The sequence below is a fragment of the Aequorivita flava genome (assembly GCF_038742595.1).
Taxonomy (GTDB): domain Bacteria; phylum Bacteroidota; class Bacteroidia; order Flavobacteriales; family Flavobacteriaceae; genus Aequorivita; species Aequorivita marisscotiae.
In genome coordinates this window covers 88754-109441 of sequence record NZ_JBANCF010000011.1, presented here as the reverse complement: position 1 = coordinate 109441, position 20688 = coordinate 88754, and the positions used below count along the sequence as shown (strand labels likewise).

Annotated in this window: 20 protein-coding genes; 11 read left to right on the top strand and 9 right to left on the bottom strand. The window is 37.5% G+C overall.

Going from position 1 to position 20688, the window contains the following annotated elements:
* Both VZD24_RS15255 and VZD24_RS12610 read left to right on the top strand, forming a co-directional pair.
* Positions 1-111: T9SS type B sorting domain-containing protein (locus VZD24_RS15255; protein ID WP_373693830.1), on the top strand; the 111-nt coding region annotated here is incomplete at its 5' end.
* A gap of 9 nt (positions 112-120) precedes the next feature.
* Complete coding sequence (locus VZD24_RS12610; RefSeq protein ID WP_342687822.1) at positions 121-1122, top strand: PorP/SprF family type IX secretion system membrane protein; 1002 nt, start codon at positions 121-123, stop codon at positions 1120-1122.
* Positions 1123-1216: 94 nt separating this feature from the next.
* Here VZD24_RS12610 and VZD24_RS12605 read toward each other — a convergent pair whose 3' ends face one another.
* Positions 1217-2371 (bottom strand): vWA domain-containing protein, encoded by a 1155-nt coding sequence (locus VZD24_RS12605; RefSeq protein ID WP_342687821.1) that lies wholly within the window; start codon positions 2369-2371, stop codon positions 1217-1219.
* Positions 2372-2568: 197 nt separating this feature from the next.
* Between VZD24_RS12605 and VZD24_RS12600 the strand changes: the two genes are divergently transcribed.
* The 3 genes from VZD24_RS12600 (at position 2569) to VZD24_RS12590 (ending at position 6102) form a co-directional block, all read left to right on the top strand.
* Positions 2569-4764: a histidine kinase gene (locus tag VZD24_RS12600; RefSeq protein ID WP_279449960.1), complete on the top strand. Its 2196-nt coding sequence runs from the start codon at positions 2569-2571 to the stop codon at positions 4762-4764.
* On the top strand, positions 4764-5495 hold the full coding sequence (locus tag VZD24_RS12595; protein WP_279449961.1) for a LytR/AlgR family response regulator transcription factor: 732 nt from the start codon (positions 4764-4766) through the stop codon (positions 5493-5495). Before VZD24_RS12600 ends, VZD24_RS12595 begins: the two co-directional genes overlap by 1 nt.
* Positions 5496-5592: 97 nt before the next feature.
* Positions 5593-6102 carry a gamma carbonic anhydrase family protein gene (locus tag VZD24_RS12590; RefSeq protein WP_279449962.1) on the top strand — a complete coding sequence of 170 codons (510 nt, stop codon included), beginning with the start codon at positions 5593-5595 and terminating at the stop codon, positions 6100-6102.
* Between the two features lie 50 nt (positions 6103-6152).
* Here VZD24_RS12590 and murI read toward each other — a convergent pair whose 3' ends face one another.
* The 8 genes from murI to VZD24_RS12550 form a co-directional block, all read right to left on the bottom strand.
* Positions 6153-6944: a glutamate racemase gene (murI, locus tag VZD24_RS12585; protein WP_342687820.1), complete on the bottom strand. Its 792-nt coding sequence runs from the start codon at positions 6942-6944 to the stop codon at positions 6153-6155.
* Between the two features lie 89 nt (positions 6945-7033).
* Entirely contained in the window at positions 7034-7543 is a 510-nt protein-coding gene (locus tag VZD24_RS12580; RefSeq protein WP_279449964.1) for an OmpH/Skp family outer membrane protein, read from the bottom strand.
* 61 nt (positions 7544-7604) lie between these two features.
* Positions 7605-8471, bottom strand: coding sequence for an OmpH/Skp family outer membrane protein (locus tag VZD24_RS12575; RefSeq protein ID WP_279449965.1), 867 nt, complete (start codon positions 8469-8471; stop codon positions 7605-7607).
* Between the two features lie 39 nt (positions 8472-8510).
* Positions 8511-11123, bottom strand: coding sequence for a BamA/OMP85 family outer membrane protein (locus VZD24_RS12570; RefSeq protein ID WP_342687819.1), 2613 nt, complete (start codon positions 11121-11123; stop codon positions 8511-8513).
* Positions 11092-11835, bottom strand: a complete 744-nt coding sequence (gene uppS, locus VZD24_RS12565; protein WP_279449966.1) for an undecaprenyl pyrophosphate synthase — start codon at positions 11833-11835, stop codon at positions 11092-11094. Before uppS ends, VZD24_RS12570 begins: the two co-directional genes overlap by 32 nt.
* 7 nt (positions 11836-11842) lie before the next feature.
* Positions 11843-12532, bottom strand: a complete 690-nt coding sequence (porG, locus tag VZD24_RS12560; protein ID WP_342687818.1) for a type IX secretion system protein PorG — start codon at positions 12530-12532, stop codon at positions 11843-11845.
* A gap of 99 nt (positions 12533-12631) precedes the next feature.
* On the bottom strand, positions 12632-13516 hold the full coding sequence (locus VZD24_RS12555; RefSeq protein ID WP_342687816.1) for an NAD kinase: 885 nt from the start codon (positions 13514-13516) through the stop codon (positions 12632-12634).
* A 60-nt stretch (positions 13517-13576) separates the two neighbouring features.
* Positions 13577-14233, bottom strand: a complete 657-nt coding sequence (locus tag VZD24_RS12550; RefSeq protein ID WP_342687815.1) for a CBS domain-containing protein — start codon at positions 14231-14233, stop codon at positions 13577-13579.
* A 178-nt stretch (positions 14234-14411) separates the two neighbouring features.
* On the opposite strand from VZD24_RS12550, the gene VZD24_RS12545 reads away from it, so the two are divergent.
* The 6 genes from VZD24_RS12545 to tig all read left to right on the top strand — a co-directional run bounded on the left by VZD24_RS12545 (position 14412) and on the right by tig (position 20616).
* A complete protein-coding gene (locus VZD24_RS12545; protein WP_342687814.1) occupies positions 14412-15128 on the top strand; it encodes a pyridoxine 5'-phosphate synthase in 717 nt (238 codons plus the stop codon).
* Positions 15125-15886, top strand: a complete 762-nt coding sequence (locus tag VZD24_RS12540) for an alpha/beta fold hydrolase (RefSeq protein WP_279449971.1) — start codon at positions 15125-15127, stop codon at positions 15884-15886. Before VZD24_RS12545 ends, VZD24_RS12540 begins: the two co-directional genes overlap by 4 nt.
* A 94-nt stretch (positions 15887-15980) precedes the next feature.
* Positions 15981-17231: an OmpP1/FadL family transporter gene (locus VZD24_RS12535; RefSeq protein ID WP_279449972.1), complete on the top strand. Its 1251-nt coding sequence runs from the start codon at positions 15981-15983 to the stop codon at positions 17229-17231.
* Positions 17232-17249: 18 nt separating this feature from the next.
* Positions 17250-18782, top strand: coding sequence for a G-D-S-L family lipolytic protein (locus VZD24_RS12530; RefSeq protein ID WP_342687813.1), 1533 nt, complete (start codon positions 17250-17252; stop codon positions 18780-18782).
* 90 nt (positions 18783-18872) lie between these two features.
* Positions 18873-19214, top strand: coding sequence for a phage holin family protein (locus VZD24_RS12525; RefSeq protein ID WP_279449974.1), 342 nt, complete (start codon positions 18873-18875; stop codon positions 19212-19214).
* A gap of 82 nt (positions 19215-19296) precedes the next feature.
* Complete coding sequence (gene tig / locus VZD24_RS12520; RefSeq protein WP_342687812.1) at positions 19297-20616, top strand: trigger factor; 1320 nt, start codon at positions 19297-19299, stop codon at positions 20614-20616.
* Positions 20617-20688 lie beyond the last annotated feature (72 nt).

Below are 20688 nucleotides of genomic sequence, written 5' to 3'. Positions count from 1 at the left end.
GGTACCTTCGGGGGCAGGCCCATGCCATCGAGCGATTACTGGTTCCGAGTGGAGTACACCGAGAACGAGATCCCAAAGGAATTCAAAGGACATTTTACCCTAAAACGATAAATAGAAATTATGAACATTAAACAAATCTCCCTCATCCTACTTTTGTTTTCATCCATATATGGATATTCACAAGACGGAATACCTATATATTCAGATTATTTTTCAGATAATTTGTATTTGCTGCACCCTTCAATGGCTGGGGCAGCTACGCATAATCAAATACGTTTAACGGCGCGCCAACAATGGTTTGATCAAAATGAAGCACCAAATCTTCAAACGCTCAATTTTAATGCTCGTCTGGGCGAACAATCTGGCGTTGGGGTAATTGTATATAATGATAAAAATGGATATCATTCCCAAACAGGTGGTTATCTTACATATGCTCACCACATTATGTTTTCAAGAAGTGAAGCAGATTTAAATCAGCTGTCTTTCGGTTTAAGCGCTGGTTTAACTCAATCGCGTTTAGATGAAACCCAGTTTGATCTTTCGGATTTTGATCCAGTAATAGGGGGGATTATTCAAAGTACTTCATATTTTAATGTAGATGTTGGTCTGTCTTATAACTTTTTAGACTTTTCAGGACATTTCACCGTTAAAAATGTAATATTTCAGAATAGATCTATTTATAGTGAAGAGTTTGAATCTAATAACCAACGGAAGTATTTGCTTTCGGCTGCATATGCAATTGGACAATATGGGCAGGACTGGAGTTATGAACCATCGTTTCTCTTTCAATGGAGCGAGCGTACGGGAGAACAAGCAGTGGATATAAATTTTAAGGCTTATAGGAATATGGAATTCGGTAAATTATGGGGTGGGTTGTCCTATAGAAGAAGTTTAGATGGAGCCGAATTTCTTAACGGACAAGAAATTAAAGTGCAAAAACTGCAATATATTACTCCGGTTTTGGGAATAAATTACAATAATTTTATGTTTGCTTATACATACTCCTATCAAGCTGGAAATGTAAAATTTGAAAGCGGTGGGTTTCACCAAATTACTTTGGGTTACGACTTTTTGGGCGGTAGAAAAGAACCGTACGATTGTAATTGCCCAGCAATTAATTAATGCGTTACAAAGAATAAAAATAGAGACTGTTTAAAAGGTGTAGTTTAGCAATGGCGCTAAATTTTTTAAACAGTCTTCTTTTTTAAATTTGGATTTACTGCCAAGTATAATTCTTTTTTTCAGCCTGTTTTTTTATGGCTTGTATCATGGCATTCTCCAATTCATTAGGTGCTTCTTTTGTGTTTTCTGCAAGATACTTTCGGCGTTGTTCGTTTAATGCTTTAATTTCACTTTGAATTGCCGCTCTTTCATTGCGTTTGGCTTCGAGATACTTCTTTATCTGCGTAGTTGTTTTGCCTTTTAACTCTTGGGGTAGGTCGTCTTTTTTCAACTGCTTAAAACTAAAATTGGCATCTTCTTCAGCATCTACCAAATCCCAAGTACTGTTATTGTAAAGGTGGCTTCCTTTTGAAACGGTTCGGCTAACGGCATTTGCTTTACTGTATTCTGCGGCATTATTGTCCTGTGTTTGTTGAATATGTCTTTTCGCATCGCCGTTGCTTCCGTAGGGTACATAGGTTTTATTTAGCTTACTGTTTAATTGGATTATAACGTCGTCGTACGGCGAAGAAACATATAAGGTTTGTTGGTTTTGATTTATTGCCATATAATCGCCCTTGGTTAGTTGGGCGCCGTCTTTCCAATAGCTATCTATACCGTGACTATAATTACCACAGAAAATAGTATTTACCACTACGCCGTTCTCCAGAGCATTTGCGGCAGCATCTTTGTAATTAATTGCACCCTGGTTGAAGGGTTCGTTGCCAGCAATAAATATTATTTTTAAATAGCGGTCTTCATTTCCCCAATCTAATTTGTTTAGCGATTCCTGAATAACGGCACCGCAATATTCGCTTCCCCCATTGGTTGTAAGTGAAAAAAGCTCTTTGGAAACATCGTCTAAATCTTCGGTAAACCCTAGGATTTTCCGAATGTAATTATCGCCGGCGCTCAAATTGTCATTGCCGTATTCATATAGAGCAATTTGCAGTTTCGGGCGCTCGTTTTGGCATTTGGCGTAGCTAAGCTCATTTACAATTTCCCAAAGCTGCGCCTTTGCTTGATTAATTAAGCCGTCCATGCTATTGCTGGTGTCCAATAGTAACGCTACTTTTATAAAATACTCGGCTTTAATATTGGACGCATCTACGGTCGCCAAAAATTTATTAGTGTGCTTTTTATTGTCTGCTTTACAAGCGAAGGTGGAAGTAAGAATAATTGCTAGTAACAATATTTTAAAAGTTTTCATGGCTTTATTTTTATGTAAACCTATGACCAACTTTTTTTAAATAAAACCTTGATTAAGTAATCGCTACGTTTCAGTTAGTTAAGGTTACTTTTGGATGAGCCAACTATTAATTTTGCGCTTTTTTTGAAACCTATTTCAGAAAAACGTAATTTTAGCTTCGCCTCAAAGTGCGTATGTTTACGGTTTTAAAATACAAAATGAAAAACCTTTTCTTTTTATTTTTAGCAGTTGCTTTTTTATGTTCAGCAAATAGCTTTTCACAAGTAAGACGGCAGTCGGAAAGCACCACGTTTATGTTACGCGGTGAAGTAATTGACGGCGAAACAAATATGCCTATTCCAAAGGTAAATGTTGAAATTTTAGGCGGCCAATACACCACTACAAACTTGTCCGGAAGATTTGCAATTACCGCCCAAATGGGTGACGAACTTGTTATAAAAAGCGATGATTTTGTAACGGTTTATTATACTGTTTTAAAAACTGATTTTGTAACGGTTAGGGTTGAAAAAGCACCTGGACAAACTGCAGTGCCACTATCTAAAAACGCACAAAAAAGCGAACCTAATAACTTCAAAACTTATTTAGATTCGGCAAAATTCTTTTTGAAAAAGGACGCCCAAAAAAGTATTGAATTTGTAACCCGTGCATTGGAGCCAGGACATAATAAAAACATTTCTAAAAGTGAAAATAGTTTGGCTTTTGAAACGCTGGGCGATATAAATTTATTTTGGAACCAGCCCGATCTGGCTATAGACAATTACAAACGCAGTCTTCAAAATGCATCAAATCCTAATATTTCAATTAAATTGGCTAAGGCTTTTGCGCAAAATAAAAGCTATCAAGAAAGTATTGCAGCCTATCTTAATTTGCTGCAGGGCAGGCTGTCGCCGTATCAAAAAGTAGCTGTTTATGAAGGTTTGGGAGATACTTACAAAGCTATTGGCGATGGCGTTAAAAGCGTGTATAATTATCAAAAAGGGTTAGATGTTGCCAAGGAGAATAAAATCACGCCAAAAATAACTAATCTAAATTCGAAAATTGGCGAGGCATACGCGCAAAGTGGGGCGCTAGTTGAAGCCGAAGTGTATTTTGACAATTCGCTTAAACTTGCCAAAAAGGAAAATAAAAAACGCGCTGTTTCAGAAAAAAATAAAGTTGCAGATTTTTACAATCAAAATCGCGAATACGAAAAGGAAATTAAGCTTCGCGAAGAAACGTTGAAAGAGTTGAACGCCATGGGAAAAGTGGTTACTGTAGAAGACGAAGCCTTGACTTCACAACGACAAAACTATAAAATTGCCAATGCTTTTGTAGCGCAGGAAAAATACAAACAAGCCATTCCCTATCTTGAAAAAAGTATTGCTGAAGCCAATAAAGCCGAAGATTTAGTAGTAAAAAAAGATGCGGTGCGAAAGCTTTCAGAAATTTATCGCGACATTGGTGAGTTCGATAAAGCTACCGAAAGCTATCAACGCTATGTAGAGGTAGTAGATGAGCTCTATGTAAAAAAAGAGCAGGAAATAAGTCAGGCGGCCCGTTTTAGTAAAGAAATTACCCAAAAACAAAATCGTATTGTAAGTCTTGAGAACGATCGAAAACTAAACGAGAGCAGATACAAGCTTGCTTTCGAAAATCAAGAGCTAATAGAAAGAAATAGCCAAATTCAAAAAGGGGTAATTATTTCATTGGGCGTGATAGTTTTACTGCTAATTTTTGCTGCTTATTCGCAGTACAAAAGTGTAAAGCAGCAAAAGTTTGCCAATAATGTTTTGGCGCTAAAATCGCTGCGGTCGCAAATGAATCCACATTTTATTTTTAATGCTTTAAATTCTGTAAACAGCTTTATAGCAGTGAATGACGAACGTGCCGCGAATAAATATTTAACCGATTTTTCACTTTTAATGCGTTCCGTTTTAGAAAATAGCGAAGAAGATTTTATTCCACTGGAAAAGGAAATAGAGTTGCTGGAGCTTTATACAAATCTTGAACATTTTCGGTTCAAGGACAAATTTGATTATACTATTTCAGTAGATGAAAATATAAATTTGAACAATTTTGTAATTCCGCCCATGTTGCTTCAGCCGTATGTTGAAAACGCAGTTTGGCACGGGCTTCGCTACAAGAAAGAAAAAGGTTTGCTTGAGATTAATTTTGAAAAAATAGATTCAAAAACAATTAAAATTTCAATTATCGATAATGGAATTGGCCGCGAAAAGTCAAAACAGTTTAAAACCGAAAACCAAAAGAAACAAAAATCAAAAGGGATGGGTAACACCCAACGGCGCATTGGTATATTAAATGCTATGTATAACGACAAAATAACTGTAACAGTGAAGGATGTTTTTGAAAATAATGAAGGCACCAAAGTAGAACTAATTTTGAAAAGAGACTGATGAAACTAAACGCAATAATTGTTGAAGATGAAGAAACAAGCCGAGAAATTCTACGAACATATTTGGCCAAATATTGTCCGAATATTCTTTTAAAAGGAGAAGCGGCAAATGTTGACGAAGCATTGCTATTAATACAAAATACTAATTTAGACGTAGTTTTTCTCGATGTTGAAATGCCTTATGGCAATGCCTTCGATTTGCTTGATAAAGTGGGCGACAGACAATTTGAAACTATTTTTGTAACGGCATATAACCATTATGCGATCGATGCGCTAAATGCCCATGCTTCGTATTATTTATTAAAACCAATTTCAATAGATAAACTTATTGAGGCTGTAGCCTATGTTACCGAAATAAAGGAAAAGGAAAATTCGCTTCAAAATTCAATTTTAAAACCCTTGCAGACTCAAGTAGCTGGAAAAATTACCATTCCGCTTCAAAATGGATTTGAGGTGCTTGAAATGGACGCTATCCTGTATTGTCAAGCAGATGATAATTATACGCAGATTTACTTAAAAAAAGGAAAGCGTTTGGTGAGTAAAACCTTAAAATATTTTGAAGATTCCCTTTCGGAATACGGCTTTGCGCGCGTGCATAAATCGTATTTGGTAAATGTGAACGAAATTACCGAATACAAAAAGGGAAAGGGAGGTAGTATCGTGCTTTCCAGCGGAAAGGAAATAATGGTTAGCCCCTCGCGAAAAAAGGAATTATTGGCTTATTTTGGGTGATTATAAAATATGAGACATTAGACGTGAAATTTTAGATATGAGCCCTTACTAAATTTTAATTCTAAACCTTGAAACAAGAAACCTGAAAAAACAAACTATGATTATAAAAGCTGTAAATGGAAAACATCCGCAGATTCCCGAAAATTGCTTTGTTGCCGAAAATGCTACCATCGTAGGCGATGTGGTAATGGGCAACGAATGTAGTGTTTGGTACAATGCGGTAATTAGAGGCGACGTTCATTTTATAAAAATGGGCAATAGGGTAAATGTGCAGGATGGAGCTGTAATTCACGCAACTTATAAAACTTCTCCTACCACTATTGGCAATAATGTGTCTATTGGTCATAATGCAATTGTGCACGGCTGTACAATACAAGACAGCGTTTTAATAGGTATGGGAAGCATTGTTATGGACGACTGTGTTGTGGAAAGCAATTCAATTATTGCCGCGGGCGCCGTAGTTGCAAAAAACACCCGTGTTGAAAGTGGAAGTATATATGCGGGCATTCCGGCTAAAAAAATAAAAGACATCAGTCCCGAACTCACAAAGGGCGAAATTGAACGCATTGCGAATAACTACGTAATGTATTCTTCTTGGTTTAAATAAATTTAAAACAGATTATAGGGGTTTTACATGTTTGAATTTTGGTAAATACTTCAAAAATCACAATATTCAACTACGATATTTGCACTGTATTTTTTCAAAAGAAATTTTAATGTATCGGTTTTTGAATTTGTATAAAACTGAAGTTTAGGTTGAGTGTTTTCTTCACGCAATAAATCTAAACTTTGTAGTACCGTTCTAGTTTGTCGGGCAACTGCTTCGCCAGAATCTATAATTGTTACATTTTCCGGGAGTATTTTTCGCAATTGCGGAATTATGTACGGGTAATGGCTACAGCCCAAAACCAGGTAATCTATATTCGCTTCGAGCATGGGTTTGGTGTGTTTTTTTAAAAGTGAAATAATTTCGGGACCATCCAAATTTCCTTCTTCAATTAAAGGAACGAGTCCTTCACCAATAATTTCTACCACACTTATATCTTTAGTAAATTCTCTTGCTGTAGCGCTAAAAAGTGCGCTGCTCAACGTTCCTTTTGTCGCTAAAATACCGATGCTTTTGGAGATGGTTTTTAAGGCTGCAGGTTTAATAGCGGGCTCGATACCTATAATGGGAATATTGTAGTTTTGCCGTAGGGTAGCTATGGCATTTGTAGTAGCGGTATTGCAAGCTACTACAATTAATTTGGCTCCAAAATCTAAAAGTTTTTGAGTGTTTTTTATACTGAGCGCGGTAATTTCTTCGGCAGATTTATTGCCATAGGGAGCGTTTTTGCTATCGGCTAAATAGATAGTGTGTTCGTGGGGTAAATGTTTGTGGATTTCTTGCCAAATGGAAGAACCGCCAACACCAGAGTCAAAAATACCTATGGGATTGTTTTTTTTCATCACGTAAATGTAGCCAAATACTTGAAATTAGGGTAAAAAAAAACTGCTCGTGTTAACGAGCAGTTTTTAGATAATTTGTTTTTAAAGAATTACATTCCTAATTCTTTTTTTACATCTGCCATTAGATCTTTACCGTCGGCAAGGATTACACCGCTACCCATAGTAGAATCTAAAACATATTGGTAACCTTGGGCTTTGGCCACTCTCTGGATTGTATTTTGTGCTTTTTCAAGAATAGGTTTAAAGATATCTGTTCTTTTCTTGTCTAAATCCTGAAGCGCTTGTTGTCTGTATGCCTGAATGTTGTTCTGCATTCCTTCAACTTCAGTAAATCTCTTTTGGTTTTCTTCGTTTGTTTTACTTGGAGCTTCACTGTCGTATAATTTCATTTTGGTTTCTAGCTCTTTTGCCATTGCCTTAATTTCAGTGTCATACGTTTTCTGCACTTTTTCTAATTGGCTTTGTGCCGCTTTGTATTCTGGCATTGCTTCAATTAATTCTTGTGCGTTAATATGTGCAATTTTAGACTGTGCGTTTACGAAACTTGTAGCTCCTACGAAAAGCGCCATTGCAACTAAAACTATTTTCATTTTTTTCATTGTAAGTGTATTTAATTTAAGTGTTATTCTTTTAAGCATTATTATTTATTAAAGTATGGTATTATTGTCCGTTGCCTTCTTCGCCTTCAGGTTGGTTATTTCTGTTTTGGCGTGCGTTCATTATCGAATCTCTTCTGCGCTCTCTTTCTTCTATTAAACGTTGTCTGCGAGCTTCGAATTCAGCTTTTTTAACTGCACGGATGGAGTCGCGTTCTTTTTGACGTTGTGCCATCATTTCTTCTCGTTCCGTTTTTTTGGCTTCTACTATTTTTTCGCGCTCTTCCTTCTTTTCCTCTATTGCTTTTTCTCTTTCTGTAATAGCTCCTTCTTCTTCCATTGAAAGGCTTTCGCGTTTTTCAATTTCGCGTTTTTCTTTCTTATCTGCGGCTTGCACTCTTCTGCCGGCGCGCTCAATACTTCTTAGAACAATATCGCTGATGTCGTTTCTTTTTGCGGCGAAAAGCATAACCACGTCTGCAGATTTATCAAAAATGAAATCGTATTTTTTGTTTTCTGCAACTTCTTGTACAATATTGAAAACTTGATCTTGAATAGGCTGCACCAACTGTCTTCTTTGAATTATTAAATCGCCATTGGGACCAAAACGGTCTTGTTGGTATTGAAGCATTTCGTCTTCTTTAATTTTTATTTCCTCTTCCCTTTCATCTATAAGTTCTTTTGTAAGAAGTACTCTTTCGTTAGCGAGGTTTAATTTCATCTGATCTATCTCCTTCTGCTTTTTTTCGATGTCCTGCTTCCAACGTTGTACTTTGCCTTCCAATTGTATGGAAGCTTCTTTGTATTCAGGTACACTTTCCAGGATATATTCCATGTCTATATATCCAATTCGAACGCCTCTTTGCGCTTCAGCCATAAAGGTGAAGCAAAAAAGGGAAAGGGTAAAAAATAGTATTTTTTTTGTCTTCATATTAGTTGGTTGTTGTTTAAGAAAATATCGTGCCAATCTTTAAAATTGTTGTCCAATTATAAAATGAGTTTCCCATCCGTTCTTAGTAGTTCCACCCAAAACAGGATCAAAGCCATATCCAAAGTCTATACCTAGAAGTCCGAATGCTGGCATAAATATACGTAATCCTGCGCCAGCCGAACGTTTTAATTCAAAAGGATTATAGTTTCTAAATCCATCATAAGATGCTCCACCTTCTGCAAAGCCCAGTACATAAATAGATGCCATTTGTGCCAAAGTTACGGGATATCTTACCTCTAACGAAAATTTATTGTAAATCGTATTTCCGTCTTGATCTGAAAGCGATTGATTGGGGTACCCACGCATTTGGATTACTTCACGGCCATCTAAACTATACGCGCCAAGACCATCACCTCCAACAAAAAACCTCTCAAACGGCGGTACGCCACGGTCTTGGTTGTATGCTCCAAGAAATCCGAATTCGGTATTGGTGCGAAGTACCATTTTTCCAATAAGTCTGGTGTACCAGGTGCCTTTGAATTTTACTTTGTAGTATTCTAACCATCCAAAACGTTCTTGATCTATTGCTGAAATTCGCTTGTTGTTATCTATATATTCGGGATCGTCGGGAAGTGTTTGCATTAATTCTGCTCTTTCCTCAGCTAATCCTTTGTAGTTTACACTATTAAAAGCAGAGTAGGGCAGTGTCATTTTTGCGGTAAGGCTAAATTCTGAACCTTGGGTTGGATAGATTGGGTTAGTTGCTGTATTGTTTCTGCTAATGCCAATAGTGTATGCCAAGTTGTTGGAATAGCCATCTCCGAAAGTAAACAGGCCCGTGTTATAATTATTTAAGTTGTAATGTTGAAAACTAATGGCATTAGACCATATAAAATAATCGTCGGGCCACTTAACTTTTTTGGCAAGACCTATAGATCCTCCCGTAATTGTAAAACTTCTTGATTTATCTGCCCGTCTATTTCTATAATCGTAGAAATTTTGAATTGTATGCGAAAAAGAAGTTGAAAATTGAACAGGCTTTTTACCTCCCAACCAAGGTTCAGTAAGCGATAAGCTATACGTTTGATAATAGCTACTTGCTTGGGCACGAATAGATAGTTTTTGGCCATCGCCCATAGGTAATGGTTTGTAAGAATCTAAATTAAAAATATTTCGAAGTGAAAAATTATTGAAGGAAAGACCCAATGTTCCCACGAAGCCACCGCCGCCATAACCTCCTTGTAGCTCAATCTGGCTGGAACCTTTTTCCACAACGGAGTATTCCAAATCTACCAAGCCGTTATTTTCGTCTACGGTTTTAAAATTTGGCGATAGTTGTTCTGGGTCAAAGAAGCCCAGTTGTCCTAATTCGCGGATGGTTCTTACCACATCTCTTTTGCTGTACTTTTGTCCGGGACGTGTTCGTAATTCGCGATATATAACGTGGTCGTTCGTACGGTCGTTTCCTACTACGGTAACATGATCAAAATAGAAAAGGTTGCGCTCCATGATTCGTATTTCAAAATCTATGGTGTCGTTGCGAACAGCTACTTCTACGGGGTTTATACGTGCAGCAAGGTATCCGTTATTTTGGTACAAGTTTGTAAGATCGTTCGCTTCGGGGTCGGTTTCGTCTGCAATACGTTCCTCAAGTAAGATGCCGTTGTAAACTTCCCCACTTTTAATACCGAGAATTTGACGTAATTGACTATCGGTAAATACACTATTTCCAATAAATTTAATATCGCCAAAGTAATATTTATCGCCTTCTTCAAGTGTTATATTAAGCGCCACATTTTGATCGTCTAAAACACGGAGGGTATCTTCAATGATGCGCGCATCTCTAAAGCCATTAGCTTTGTATTTCGTTAAAATAGACTCTCTGTCTTCTTCTATTCCTTCTTCAGTGTATTTAGAGCGTTTCCAGAAGCGAATGAAGTTTTTTCGTTTGGTTTTTTTCATGGCGCGGCGCAATTTGCTATCGGCAAAATGTTCGTTTCCAGTAAAATTTATTTCCTTCACCTTTACTCTATTCCCTTTATTGATGGTAATGGTCATATCTCTGGATATCTCAGTTCCCAGCGAATCGGTAACGGGTGTGGTGCTTATAATTACATCTGTATTAAAAAATCCATCTTTTTTATACTTATTTTTAATGTAATTTTTAGTGGTTGCAATGAGGTTCTTGGTAATTTTGGCACCAGTTTTAAGGTCGTTGTCCTTAATTATTTCTTTTCTTTTAGATTTTCTAATCTTATCGCCTTTTAAGGTAACTTCGTTAAGTTTGGGCAATTCAACTATATAAAGCTCTAAATCTACATTGTCTCCCTCTATATTTGTAACATAGAAAGCGATATCGCTAAATAGGTTTTGTTCCCAAAGTTTCTTTGTTACTTGGCTGAGTTTTTCGCCGGGAATATAGATTCGGTCTCCTTTTTTTAAGCCGGTAAAAGCAATAACCGTTTGCTCATTAAAGTTTTGAGCTCCGGTAACGGTTATTTGGTTTATGGTGTATTTTTTACCGCTATCAAGTTCTTTTTGCTGCGCTTGTATTGTAAAGACGGAAAGTATTGTAATTAAAAAAATACAACAAGATTTTCTGTAAAGTTGCAATAGGAAACTATTGTTTAAGTTGTTCACTGGTTTTTCCAAATCTTCTTTCTCTGTTTTGATAATTTATTATTGCTTCAAAAAGATGGTTTTTAGTATAATCCGGCCAAAGTGTTTCAGTAAAATACAATTCGGCGTAAGCTATTTGCCAAAGTAGAAAATTACTAATGCGCTGCTCGCCACTGGTGCGGATCAATAAATCTACATCTGGTAAATTTTGCGTGTAAAGATGATTATTTATTACCGTTTCATCAATATCGTGCGGCGAAATTAGGTTATTTTTAACTTTAAGACTAATCTCTTTTATTGTTTTTATGATTTCTTCCCTTGAACCATAACTAAGTGCAAGGGTAACGGTCATGCGCTTGTTGTTTTTTGAAGCGTCTATAACATGGTGCAATTCTTTTTGCGCTTTTTTGGGTAAAGCTTCTATGTTGCCAATGGCGTTGAGTTTTATATCGTTGTCCTGCAACGTTTTTATTTCTTGTTTTAATGCCGAAACTAAAAGCTTCATTAATAGGTCTACCTCTAATTTTGGTCTGTTCCAGTTTTCGGTTGAAAAAGCATAAAGAGTTAAAAATGGAATGCCAATCTCGGCACAGCCTTCAATTATTTCACGAACCGATTTCGATCCATTTTCATGACCCTTGTACCTAAATAGACCTTTTTGTTTTGCCCAGCGTCCATTGCCATCCATAATAATGGCCAAATGTTGCGGCAGTTTGTTTGGGTCTATTTGGTTTTTGTAATCCATTTGTAATTTAAAAATTGCAGTAGCATGGCTTTCTTCCAAATGCAAAAGTAACAGTTATGCCAGTGAATACATACCAATCGTCGCTATTTGTGTTGCCAAACTTAAGGCTTTGGTCGTCGGCTAGATCTTTTACTGGGTTGCTACCGTCTAGATTATCTGTAAACGTATAGCGTGCGCCAATTTCAAAACCTACCATTGCGTTTACGCCCAAATTTGCCTTATACCCTACTACCATTGGTATTGCCACAGAGCCGGCGCCATCGTAATCGGTAATTCTATCACCTCTTTTATAGAGTGCATCGTACCAAAAGTAAGTAAGACCGGTATATAAATAAGGCGTAGAAATAGATCTTTGGCTATGAACATTAAACTCCCAAAAGGTGTATTCTATTCCGAGTGAGATTTCTTTAATAGTATTCTCAAAAGAATAACCGCGTTGCTGTCTGCGGCTGTTGTTGCTTTTTGCGTCGTCTCCTTTTATCCTAGCAATCATCACGGAGCCTCTAAAGGCGTGGCGCGTGCTTCGGTTCCACTTTATAACGCCGCCTAGTGCAAGGCTATTTGGGTTAATATAATTGGTTTTTCCGATATCGCCAATATAATTAGTTCCCCCAAGCATTCCGCCTATTTCATAGGTTTGTGAATGCGCGTAGTACGCTGTGGAGAGTATAAGAAATACGGTCGCGAAATACTTCATATAATTTTAAAGTTTGCAAATATAACAATAAACTTGGCTTGACATTGTGAGATGGTAATTTGTCTCAGTTGATTAACAAAATTTAAGTAGATTTATTGTTTAGTTCCGCTTGTCTTCACCCCACAATAGTTTTTTGCGAAGCGTTTTAATAAAGCTGTCATCGTGCAGCTGAAGTAGTTTTATGGTGAAAGGAGCTTTCTTTATAATTATTTCGGTTTCGTTTTCTAAAGTGGCAATACGCGAATCCATAGACACTAAAAACGTATTTTCCCTACCCGAAACTTTTAGTGTTACAGTACTGGAATCTGGTATTACCAAAGGGCGTGCATTTAGGTTGTGCGGTGCAATCGGGGTGAGTAAAATGCTGTTGGTTGCTGGATCTATCACAGGTCCGCCACAACTTAAGGAATACCCGGTAGAACCCGTAGGTGTTGCAACAATAAGGCCGTCGGACCAGTAGGAGGTAAGGTATTTATCGTTTACGTGTGTTTCTACTTTTATCATAGAAGTAGTATTCCGACGGTTTACGGCAACTTCATTCAATGCAAAATTTAAAGGTTGAATTTCTTCGCTGTGCGGAGTTGTTTCTACGGTAAGCAAGCTTCTTTCAGAAATAGTGTATGCACCTTCTAAAATTTGATTTAGGCTTTCGGTAATTTCTTCTTTTTGAATTGTTGCCAGAAAACCGAGTCGCCCCGTATTAATGCCAACAATAGGAATGCCCAAGTTTCCTACAAATGTTACAGACTTTAAAATGGTTCCATCGCCTCCTATGCTGAAAAATAGATCAAAGCTTTTATCTAATGTGGTAAAGGTAGAACAGCCAGAAAAGTTTTTTGTGATGTCTTGATTTCTGTTAATAATTTCCAGAAAATTTTTTTCTATTAAAACTTCGGCCTCGCGTTTTTGAAGCGCGTCCAACAACATCTGAATATAGATTTCTGCATTTTCGTGATAAAACTGTCCGTATATTCCTATTTTCATAGTTGTTGTTTCTCTAATGTTGAATAGTTAAAATGAAAGCGAGCGGCAGGGAGCTATTTTTTAAATATTAAGGTACTTATCTAAATATTCCGATCGGTCTTTTAAATCTTCCATAAATTTATCTTCCTCGTGGTGGCTTATCACATTATAATTATACCTTCTAAAAGTTTGAACAATACTATTTAAAGCACTATGCCCAATTTTTAAGGTTATTTGCACGATTTCCTTTTCAATTTTTGAAATAAAAACCCCGAAAATTCGCGAACCGTTAGATTCTACTATTTGGCATACTTCACTAAAAGAATAATCTTGAATGTCTTTTTCAACTACTATTATACCACCCGCTTCATTTAAAAAAGGTGTATTGTTGAAAAGGCTCATAATATCGCCCAATTCATAATACCCTAAATACTTGTTTTCGGCACCTAATACCGGCATAATATTACTGTTGTTTAGGGCAAAGGCTTCCAAAATATCCAGCCAATTGGTGTCTTCGAGAACGTGAAATGGCTCCAAGGCATATTGAAAATCTACCAACAATTTTGTGTTGTCAAAACAATACGAATCGTTTTCGGAAACACAGCCTATATAATGGCCTTCTTTTTTAACGGGTACATGCGAGTAGGTAAGCTGGTTGAAAACGGTTTGCACATCCTTTACTTTAGCCGAAATATCAAAGGGTTCAATATCGTTTATGATGTAATTAAGAGTTTGCATAGCAAATTATTTTTATCGCAAATTACTTAAAATAAAGGTTCATTTGCATCATGAAGGTTTGTATTTTTGTTAAAAATATAGCCGCTCTTGCTTCCATAACCGCAATCGGATTACATTTATTGCCGTAGTAACGAATGGATTTATCGTACTGTTGCGATTTCCGAATAAACAAAAAATAATGACAAAACTAAGTGTAAACATTAATAAAATAGCCACTTTGCGCAATGCACGTGGTGGCAATGTGCCGGATCTTTTAAAGATGGCGAAGGATATTCAAAATTTTGGGGCGCAAGGAATCACAATTCATCCAAGGCCAGATGAGCGCCACATTCGTTACCAAGATGCATACGATTTAAAAGCTATTGTTACTACCGAATATAATATTGAAGGTAACCCAATGGATAATTTCACTAAAATGGTTTTGGAGATTAAACCTACGCAAGTTACGCTTGTGCCCGATGCTGTTGATGCAATTACTTCAAACGCTGGGTGGGATACCGTGAAACACAAAGATTATTTAAAGGAAATTATTGCCGAATTTAAACGAAACGATATCCGCACTTCAATATTTGTAGATCCAAGTTTAAGAATGATTGAAGGCGCCGCCGAAACGGGAACAGATAGAATTGAGCTTTACACCGAAGAATTTGCCGATCAATATTCCTTAGGAAATAAAGAAGCCATTAAGCCATATACCGAATGCGCCATCCTTGCAAATAAACTTGGCCTCGGCATTAATGCGGGTCACGATCTTTCGCTGGATAATATTGAGTTTTTTAAAGAAAACATTCCAAATCTTTTGGAAGTTAGTATAGGGCACGCGCTTATTAGCGAATCGTTATATTACGGATTGGAAAAGGTAATTGCAGGCTATTTAAAAAAACTTAGTTCATGATTTTACACTCACAAATACTCGGCTCCGGCAAACCCTTCGTGATTCTTCACGGTTTTCTAGGTATGAGCGATAACTGGAAAACCCTCGGAAATCAATGGGCGGAATCGGGATATGAAGTTCATCTAATAGACCAACGCAACCACGGGCGCAGTTTTCATAGCGAAGAATTCTCGTATAATATCATGGCTCAGGATTTAGTGAATTATTGCGAAGAATACAACCTTACAGAAATAATACTGCTAGGCCATTCCATGGGCGGAAAAGTGGCGATGCAGTTTGCGGTTACTTATCCCGAAATGGTTTCGAAGTTGATTGTTGCAGATATTGGCCCAAAAGCATATCCGTCGCACCACCAAGATATTTTAAAAGCACTATCCTCTTTAGATTTTAAAAAAATAGATTCGCGCGGTGATGCGGAGGCTGTTCTTTCAGAATTTATTAAAGATAAAGGTACGCGGCTATTTCTTTTAAAAAATTTATATCGAAAAAATAAAAATGAATTTGCCCTTCGTATAAACCTTCCTGTACTTTCCAAAAAAATTGAAGAAATTGGTGTCCCGCTTCCTGAAGACACCATGTATAAAGGCGATACGTTGTTTTTAAGTGGCGAAAAAAGTGGCTATATCGAGCCAATGGACGCTATTTTAATTGAAAAACATTTTCCGAAAGCAAAAATTGAAATTATTTCCGGAGCCGGCCATTGGCTACACGCCGAAAATCCCGAAGAATTTTATGATAATGTTATGATTTTTTTATAATATTGTAGGAAAGTATCTTATGCGCGCATAATAAATTTTGTGTAAAAGACATAAATATCCTTAATATCTGAAATTAACTCTAAAGAAGTAAACTATGAAGAAAGTATTAGTACTCGCCGTTTTTGCACTTGCAAGTGCGGTGACTTATGCAGGCGGTTACCGTGTAAGCTTGCAGGGCAATAAAGCCTTAGCGATGGGCCACACCGGGGTCGCGGTAATAAATAGCAGCGAATCGGTATTTTTTAATCCTGCCGCTATGGTGTATTTGGAAGATAAATTTAATATCTCTGTTGGGGTACATGGTGTATTTTCAAACATTGCCTATCAGGATACCCAAACTGGGGCCAATGCTCGCACCGATAGTCCAGTAGGAACGCCGCTTTATTTATACGCTTCGTACCAAGCTACAGATTGGTTGGCCTTTGGTCTTGGAGTTTACACGCCGTACGGAAGTTCGGTGGAGTATGAAAAAGATTGGGAAGGTTCGCATTTAGTTAATACAATTGATTTGCAGGCAATCTATATTCAGCCAACCGTATCGTTTAAAATAAACGATAAATTGAGTTTTGGAGGTGGTCCTATTTATGTTACGGGTTCTGTAAATTTTAATAGAAACCTTAACCGCACTCTTACAGATATAGACGGAAATCGTGCGAATGTAACTATTGATGCCAGCGGAGTAACAAGCTGGGGATGGGTTGCAAGCTCAATGTTTAAATTTACAGACAACCTTAGAATTGGTGCAACTTACCGCTCAGAAATTATTTTAGAAGCCGAAGAAGGTACCGCAGAATTTGAAAATATTCCTAATTCGCCCTTAACTCCTTTTCAAAATACAGCTATCGATGCTGCTATGCCATTACCTGCTGAAATGACTGTGGGTATGTCATACAATTTCTGTGAGAAATGGCTCTTTGCTTTTGATTTTAATCGAACTTTTTGGGATGCCTATGAATCATTAGATATCAATTTTGAAAATCCGGCTATTCCAGATTCCAAGAATGCACGTAATTATAAAAACGCTTCAGTATATCGTTTCGGTATGCAGTACGAAGCTACTAAAATGTTCACGCTAAGAGCAGGGTACTACTTTGATGAATCTCCAGTTCGCGAAGGTTATTTCGCTCCTGAAACACCTCGAAACGATAGCAACAACTTTACTGCCGGTCTTACCGTAAATCTTGGCGAGCACTTACAGATAGATGCCTCATTCCTATATTCACACTTTAAGGAAATAGATGCTTCTTATAACTATTATTTCGAAAATGGTCAGGCGGTTCCATTTAAAGGAACGTACAAAACCAATGCTTTTGTTCCGGGATTAGGGCTTACATATAAATTATAATCGAAAAAAATCTTAAAGATGAAAAATATACTTAAATATACATTCGCAGTTTTGGCCGTAGGCTTCGTGAGCTGCGAACCAGAATTTGATACGCCTGTAACAGACGAAGGTTTTTACACGAGCGGAATGGCAGATCTTTCAAAATATGTTTCTGTCGGAAACTCGTTAACTGCGGGTTATGCGGACGGTGCACTTTATATTACCGGGCAGGAAAATAGCTACCCAAATATTATGGCTCAGCAGTTTTCTTTTGCCGGTGGAGGTGAATTTAATCAACCATTAATGAATGATAATTTGGGCGGATTGCTATTAGGCGGAACTCAGATTACTGAAAATAGATTAGTGCTTGCCGTAGATGCCAATGGAAATCCAGGACCCGTGCGTTTGGCCGGAACGCCAACAACCGAAATAACAAACAAATTAACTGGTCCGTTTAATAACATGGGGGTTCCCGGTGCAAAAAGTTTTCATTTGGTAGCACCAGGTTACGGAAATGCTGCGGGAGTACCAACAGGTGCGGCAAACCCTTATTATGCGCGTTTTGCAAGTAGTGAGAGTGCTACGGTTATTAGCGATGCTGCTACTCAAAATGCAACTTTTTTCAGTTTGTGGATTGGTAATAACGATATTTTAAGTTATGCAACTTCTGGTGGTTCTGGGGTTGATCAAACAGGTAATTTTGATCCAGCTACCTACGGAGGTAACGATATTACAGATCCTAATGTGTTTGCATCTGTTTACAGCCAACAAGTTGATGCCTTAACCGCAAATGGCGCTAAAGGTGTTTTGGTGAATATTCCTGAGGTTACATCTATTCCATACTTTACAACTGTGCCTACAAACGCAATTCCTTTAGATGCAGCTACTGCCGGTGCACTAAACGCGCAGTTTGCCGGTTATAATACGCAGATTTTGCCTGGCTTAGCAGCTATGGGCGTAATAACGCCCGAAGAAGCTGCCATGCGAATGATAAACTTTTCTGCAGGTCAAAACTTCCCAATTATGACCGATGATGATCTTACAGATCTAACGGTTATTTTACAAGGAGCTCCCTTTAGTTTACCGCAGGAATTGGCTATTTTATTAGGGCAATTACGTCAAGTTAAATCTGACGACCTAATCGTGCTAACCGCTTCTTCAATATTAGGGACTACGCCAGATCCAAACAATCCACAAGGAGTAATTGGGGTTTCCATTCCGTTAAGCGACCAATATGTTTTGGCCGTTTCAGAACAGGCTCGCATTACTGCGGCAAGTACAGCATATAACGCAACTATCCAAGCGTTGGCTGGGGCAAAAGGCTTGGCTTTTGTAGATGCCAAATCGGCATTGGCTAGTCTTGCCAATGGCGGAATTGCTTATGATGGTGGAGTTCTTACATCACAATTTGTAACAGGTGGCGCGTTCTCTTTAGATGGAGTTCACCCAACGCCTAGAGGTTATGCCTACACAGCCAACCTTATTATTAGAGCAATTAACAATACGTACGATGCAACAATCCCAACAGTACACATTGGTGATTACGGCACCATAACCGCTACGAATAATTAGTATTTTTTAAATTTAGTTAGTTTGTAAACCGCTCTCGCCTGAGGGCGGTTTTTTAGTATATTTACGTAAACTAATTTAATTTCTTCAAAAATGAAACTCATCATTAAATTACTTCTTACCGCGCTAGCAGTTGTTGTTCTGGCAAAAATTCTTCCGGGTGTTGCGGTAGCTGGCTACGGATCGGCAATAATCGTTGCTATTGTTATAGCTTTATTGCGATTGCTGGTTAAACCAATTTTAGTAGTATTAACGCTGCCAATAACAATTGTAACTTTCGGACTGTTTTTGCTTATTATAAATGCGGTTATTATTCTAATGGCGGCTTATTTTATAGATAGTTTTGCAGTTGCATCTATTTGGTGGGCACTACTTTTTAGCCTGTTGCTTTCACTTTTTCAAGCTGTGTTGTTTTCGCTCATAAAGGAGGACTAGCAATTTGTAGAACAACAGTTTATAAATGTTTGTTGGGTTGTGCAAAAAGCCGTACTTTTGCATCCCGAAATTCAGGAGAAAAATGAACATTACAAAAAAAGACATTGATAAACTAAATGCTGTTCTTACAGTTGAAGTTGCAAAGGAAGACTATTCTGCCAACGTAGAAAAAGTACTCAATAATTACAGAAAAACCGCGAATATCCCTGGTTTTAGAAAAGGCCACATCCCAATGGGAATGGTGAAAAAACAATACGGAAAGGCGGTTTTGGTAGAAGAAGTAAACAAATTACTTCAAGATGCGCTTCACAAATATCTTAACGAAGAAAAATTAGACGTTCTCGGAAATCCACTTCCAAAGAACGAAGCAGAAATTGATTGGAATGCAGATAACTATTCCTTTGAATTTGAATTGGGCCTTGCACCCGAATTCACCGTAGATGTAAACAATAAGGAAATTGTTCACTATAAAATTGTAGCAGACGACGAATTGCTAAACAATCAAGTAAAGACAATCCGCAAGCAGTACGGTAAATTAATTTCAAAAAACGAAGTTGAAAAAGGCGATGAAATCACCGGGACTTTTACTTCCGAAGAAAAGGAAATTGAAAAGAAAACAACCATTACCACTGAAGATATCGCTGGTAAAAAACAATTGGAAAGCCTACTTGGCGCCAAGGTTGGCGACACGGTAACCTTGAAAACAAAAGGAATGTTTGCCGATGATCACGACAATCAGAAATTTTTGGGTGTTGCGCACGATGAGGCCCACGGGTTGGATATTGAAGTTTCTCTAAAAATAGAAGAGGTAAATAAGCGCGAAATGGCCGAATTGAACCAAGAACTTTTCGATAAATTATTTGGTGAAGGCGTTGTTACTTCCGAAGCCGAATTAAAGGCTAAAATTAAGGAGGATGCCGAAGGACAATTTGCACAACAAAGCGACCAAAAATTGTTGAATGATGTAGTTGATTCGTTAATTGAAAATACAAAATTTGATCTTCCAAAAGAGTTTCTACAACGTTGGATTGCAATGACCGGCGAAAAGAGACTTTCCGAAGAAGAGGCAAAAGCCGAATTTGAAAGAAGTGAAAAAGGGCTTCGCTATCAGTTAATTGAAGGCAAACTTCGTACTGAAAATAATTTGCAAGTTACTTTTGATGAGTTAAAAGACCATTCAAAAAATATGATAAAAGCACAAATGGCGCAGTTTGGGCAAACAAACCCAACAGAAGAGGAATTAGAGTCTATCACCGCCCGTATTCTTTCTAATAAGGAAGAAGTAGAGCGTTTAAGCGAACAACTTAACTCGGCCAAATTGCTTAACTACTTTAAGGAAAACGCAAAGTTGAAGACTAAAGAGATTGCGTACGATAAATTCATTAAAGAAGCCTACGCATAATTCAGCAAAGAAATAGTTATCTTTAGGCGTTGAATTATTATAATTTAACGCCTTTTTAATTCTGCTTAAATA

Excerpts from the sequence above, each read along its gene's own strand:
- VZD24_RS12610 (WP_342687822.1), top strand. The coding sequence starts at position 121 with ATGAACATTAAACAAATCTCCCTCATCCTACTTTTGTTTTCATCCATA.
- VZD24_RS12605 (WP_342687821.1), bottom strand. The coding sequence starts at position 2,371 with ATGAAAACTTTTAAAATATTGTTACTAGCAATTATTCTTACTTCCACC.
- VZD24_RS12600 (WP_279449960.1), top strand. The coding sequence starts at position 2,569 with ATGAAAAACCTTTTCTTTTTATTTTTAGCAGTTGCTTTTTTATGTTCA.
- VZD24_RS12595 (WP_279449961.1), top strand. The coding sequence starts at position 4,764 with ATGAAACTAAACGCAATAATTGTTGAAGATGAAGAAACAAGCCGAGAA.
- VZD24_RS12590 (WP_279449962.1), top strand. The coding sequence starts at position 5,593 with ATGATTATAAAAGCTGTAAATGGAAAACATCCGCAGATTCCCGAAAAT.
- murI (WP_342687820.1), bottom strand. The coding sequence starts at position 6,944 with ATGAAAAAAAACAATCCCATAGGTATTTTTGACTCTGGTGTTGGCGGT.
- VZD24_RS12580 (WP_279449964.1), bottom strand. The coding sequence starts at position 7,543 with ATGAAAAAAATGAAAATAGTTTTAGTTGCAATGGCGCTTTTCGTAGGA.
- VZD24_RS12575 (WP_279449965.1), bottom strand. The coding sequence starts at position 8,471 with ATGAAGACAAAAAAAATACTATTTTTTACCCTTTCCCTTTTTTGCTTC.
- uppS (WP_279449966.1), bottom strand. The coding sequence starts at position 11,835 with ATGGATTACAAAAACCAAATAGACCCAAACAAACTGCCGCAACATTTG.
- porG (WP_342687818.1), bottom strand. The coding sequence starts at position 12,532 with ATGAAGTATTTCGCGACCGTATTTCTTATACTCTCCACAGCGTACTAC.
- VZD24_RS12555 (WP_342687816.1), bottom strand. The coding sequence starts at position 13,516 with ATGAAAATAGGAATATACGGACAGTTTTATCACGAAAATGCAGAAATC.
- VZD24_RS12550 (WP_342687815.1), bottom strand. The coding sequence starts at position 14,233 with ATGCAAACTCTTAATTACATCATAAACGATATTGAACCCTTTGATATT.
- VZD24_RS12545 (WP_342687814.1), top strand. The coding sequence starts at position 14,412 with ATGACAAAACTAAGTGTAAACATTAATAAAATAGCCACTTTGCGCAAT.
- VZD24_RS12540 (WP_279449971.1), top strand. The coding sequence starts at position 15,125 with ATGATTTTACACTCACAAATACTCGGCTCCGGCAAACCCTTCGTGATT.
- VZD24_RS12535 (WP_279449972.1), top strand. The coding sequence starts at position 15,981 with ATGAAGAAAGTATTAGTACTCGCCGTTTTTGCACTTGCAAGTGCGGTG.
- VZD24_RS12530 (WP_342687813.1), top strand. The coding sequence starts at position 17,250 with ATGAAAAATATACTTAAATATACATTCGCAGTTTTGGCCGTAGGCTTC.
- VZD24_RS12525 (WP_279449974.1), top strand. The coding sequence starts at position 18,873 with ATGAAACTCATCATTAAATTACTTCTTACCGCGCTAGCAGTTGTTGTT.
- tig (WP_342687812.1), top strand. The coding sequence starts at position 19,297 with ATGAACATTACAAAAAAAGACATTGATAAACTAAATGCTGTTCTTACA.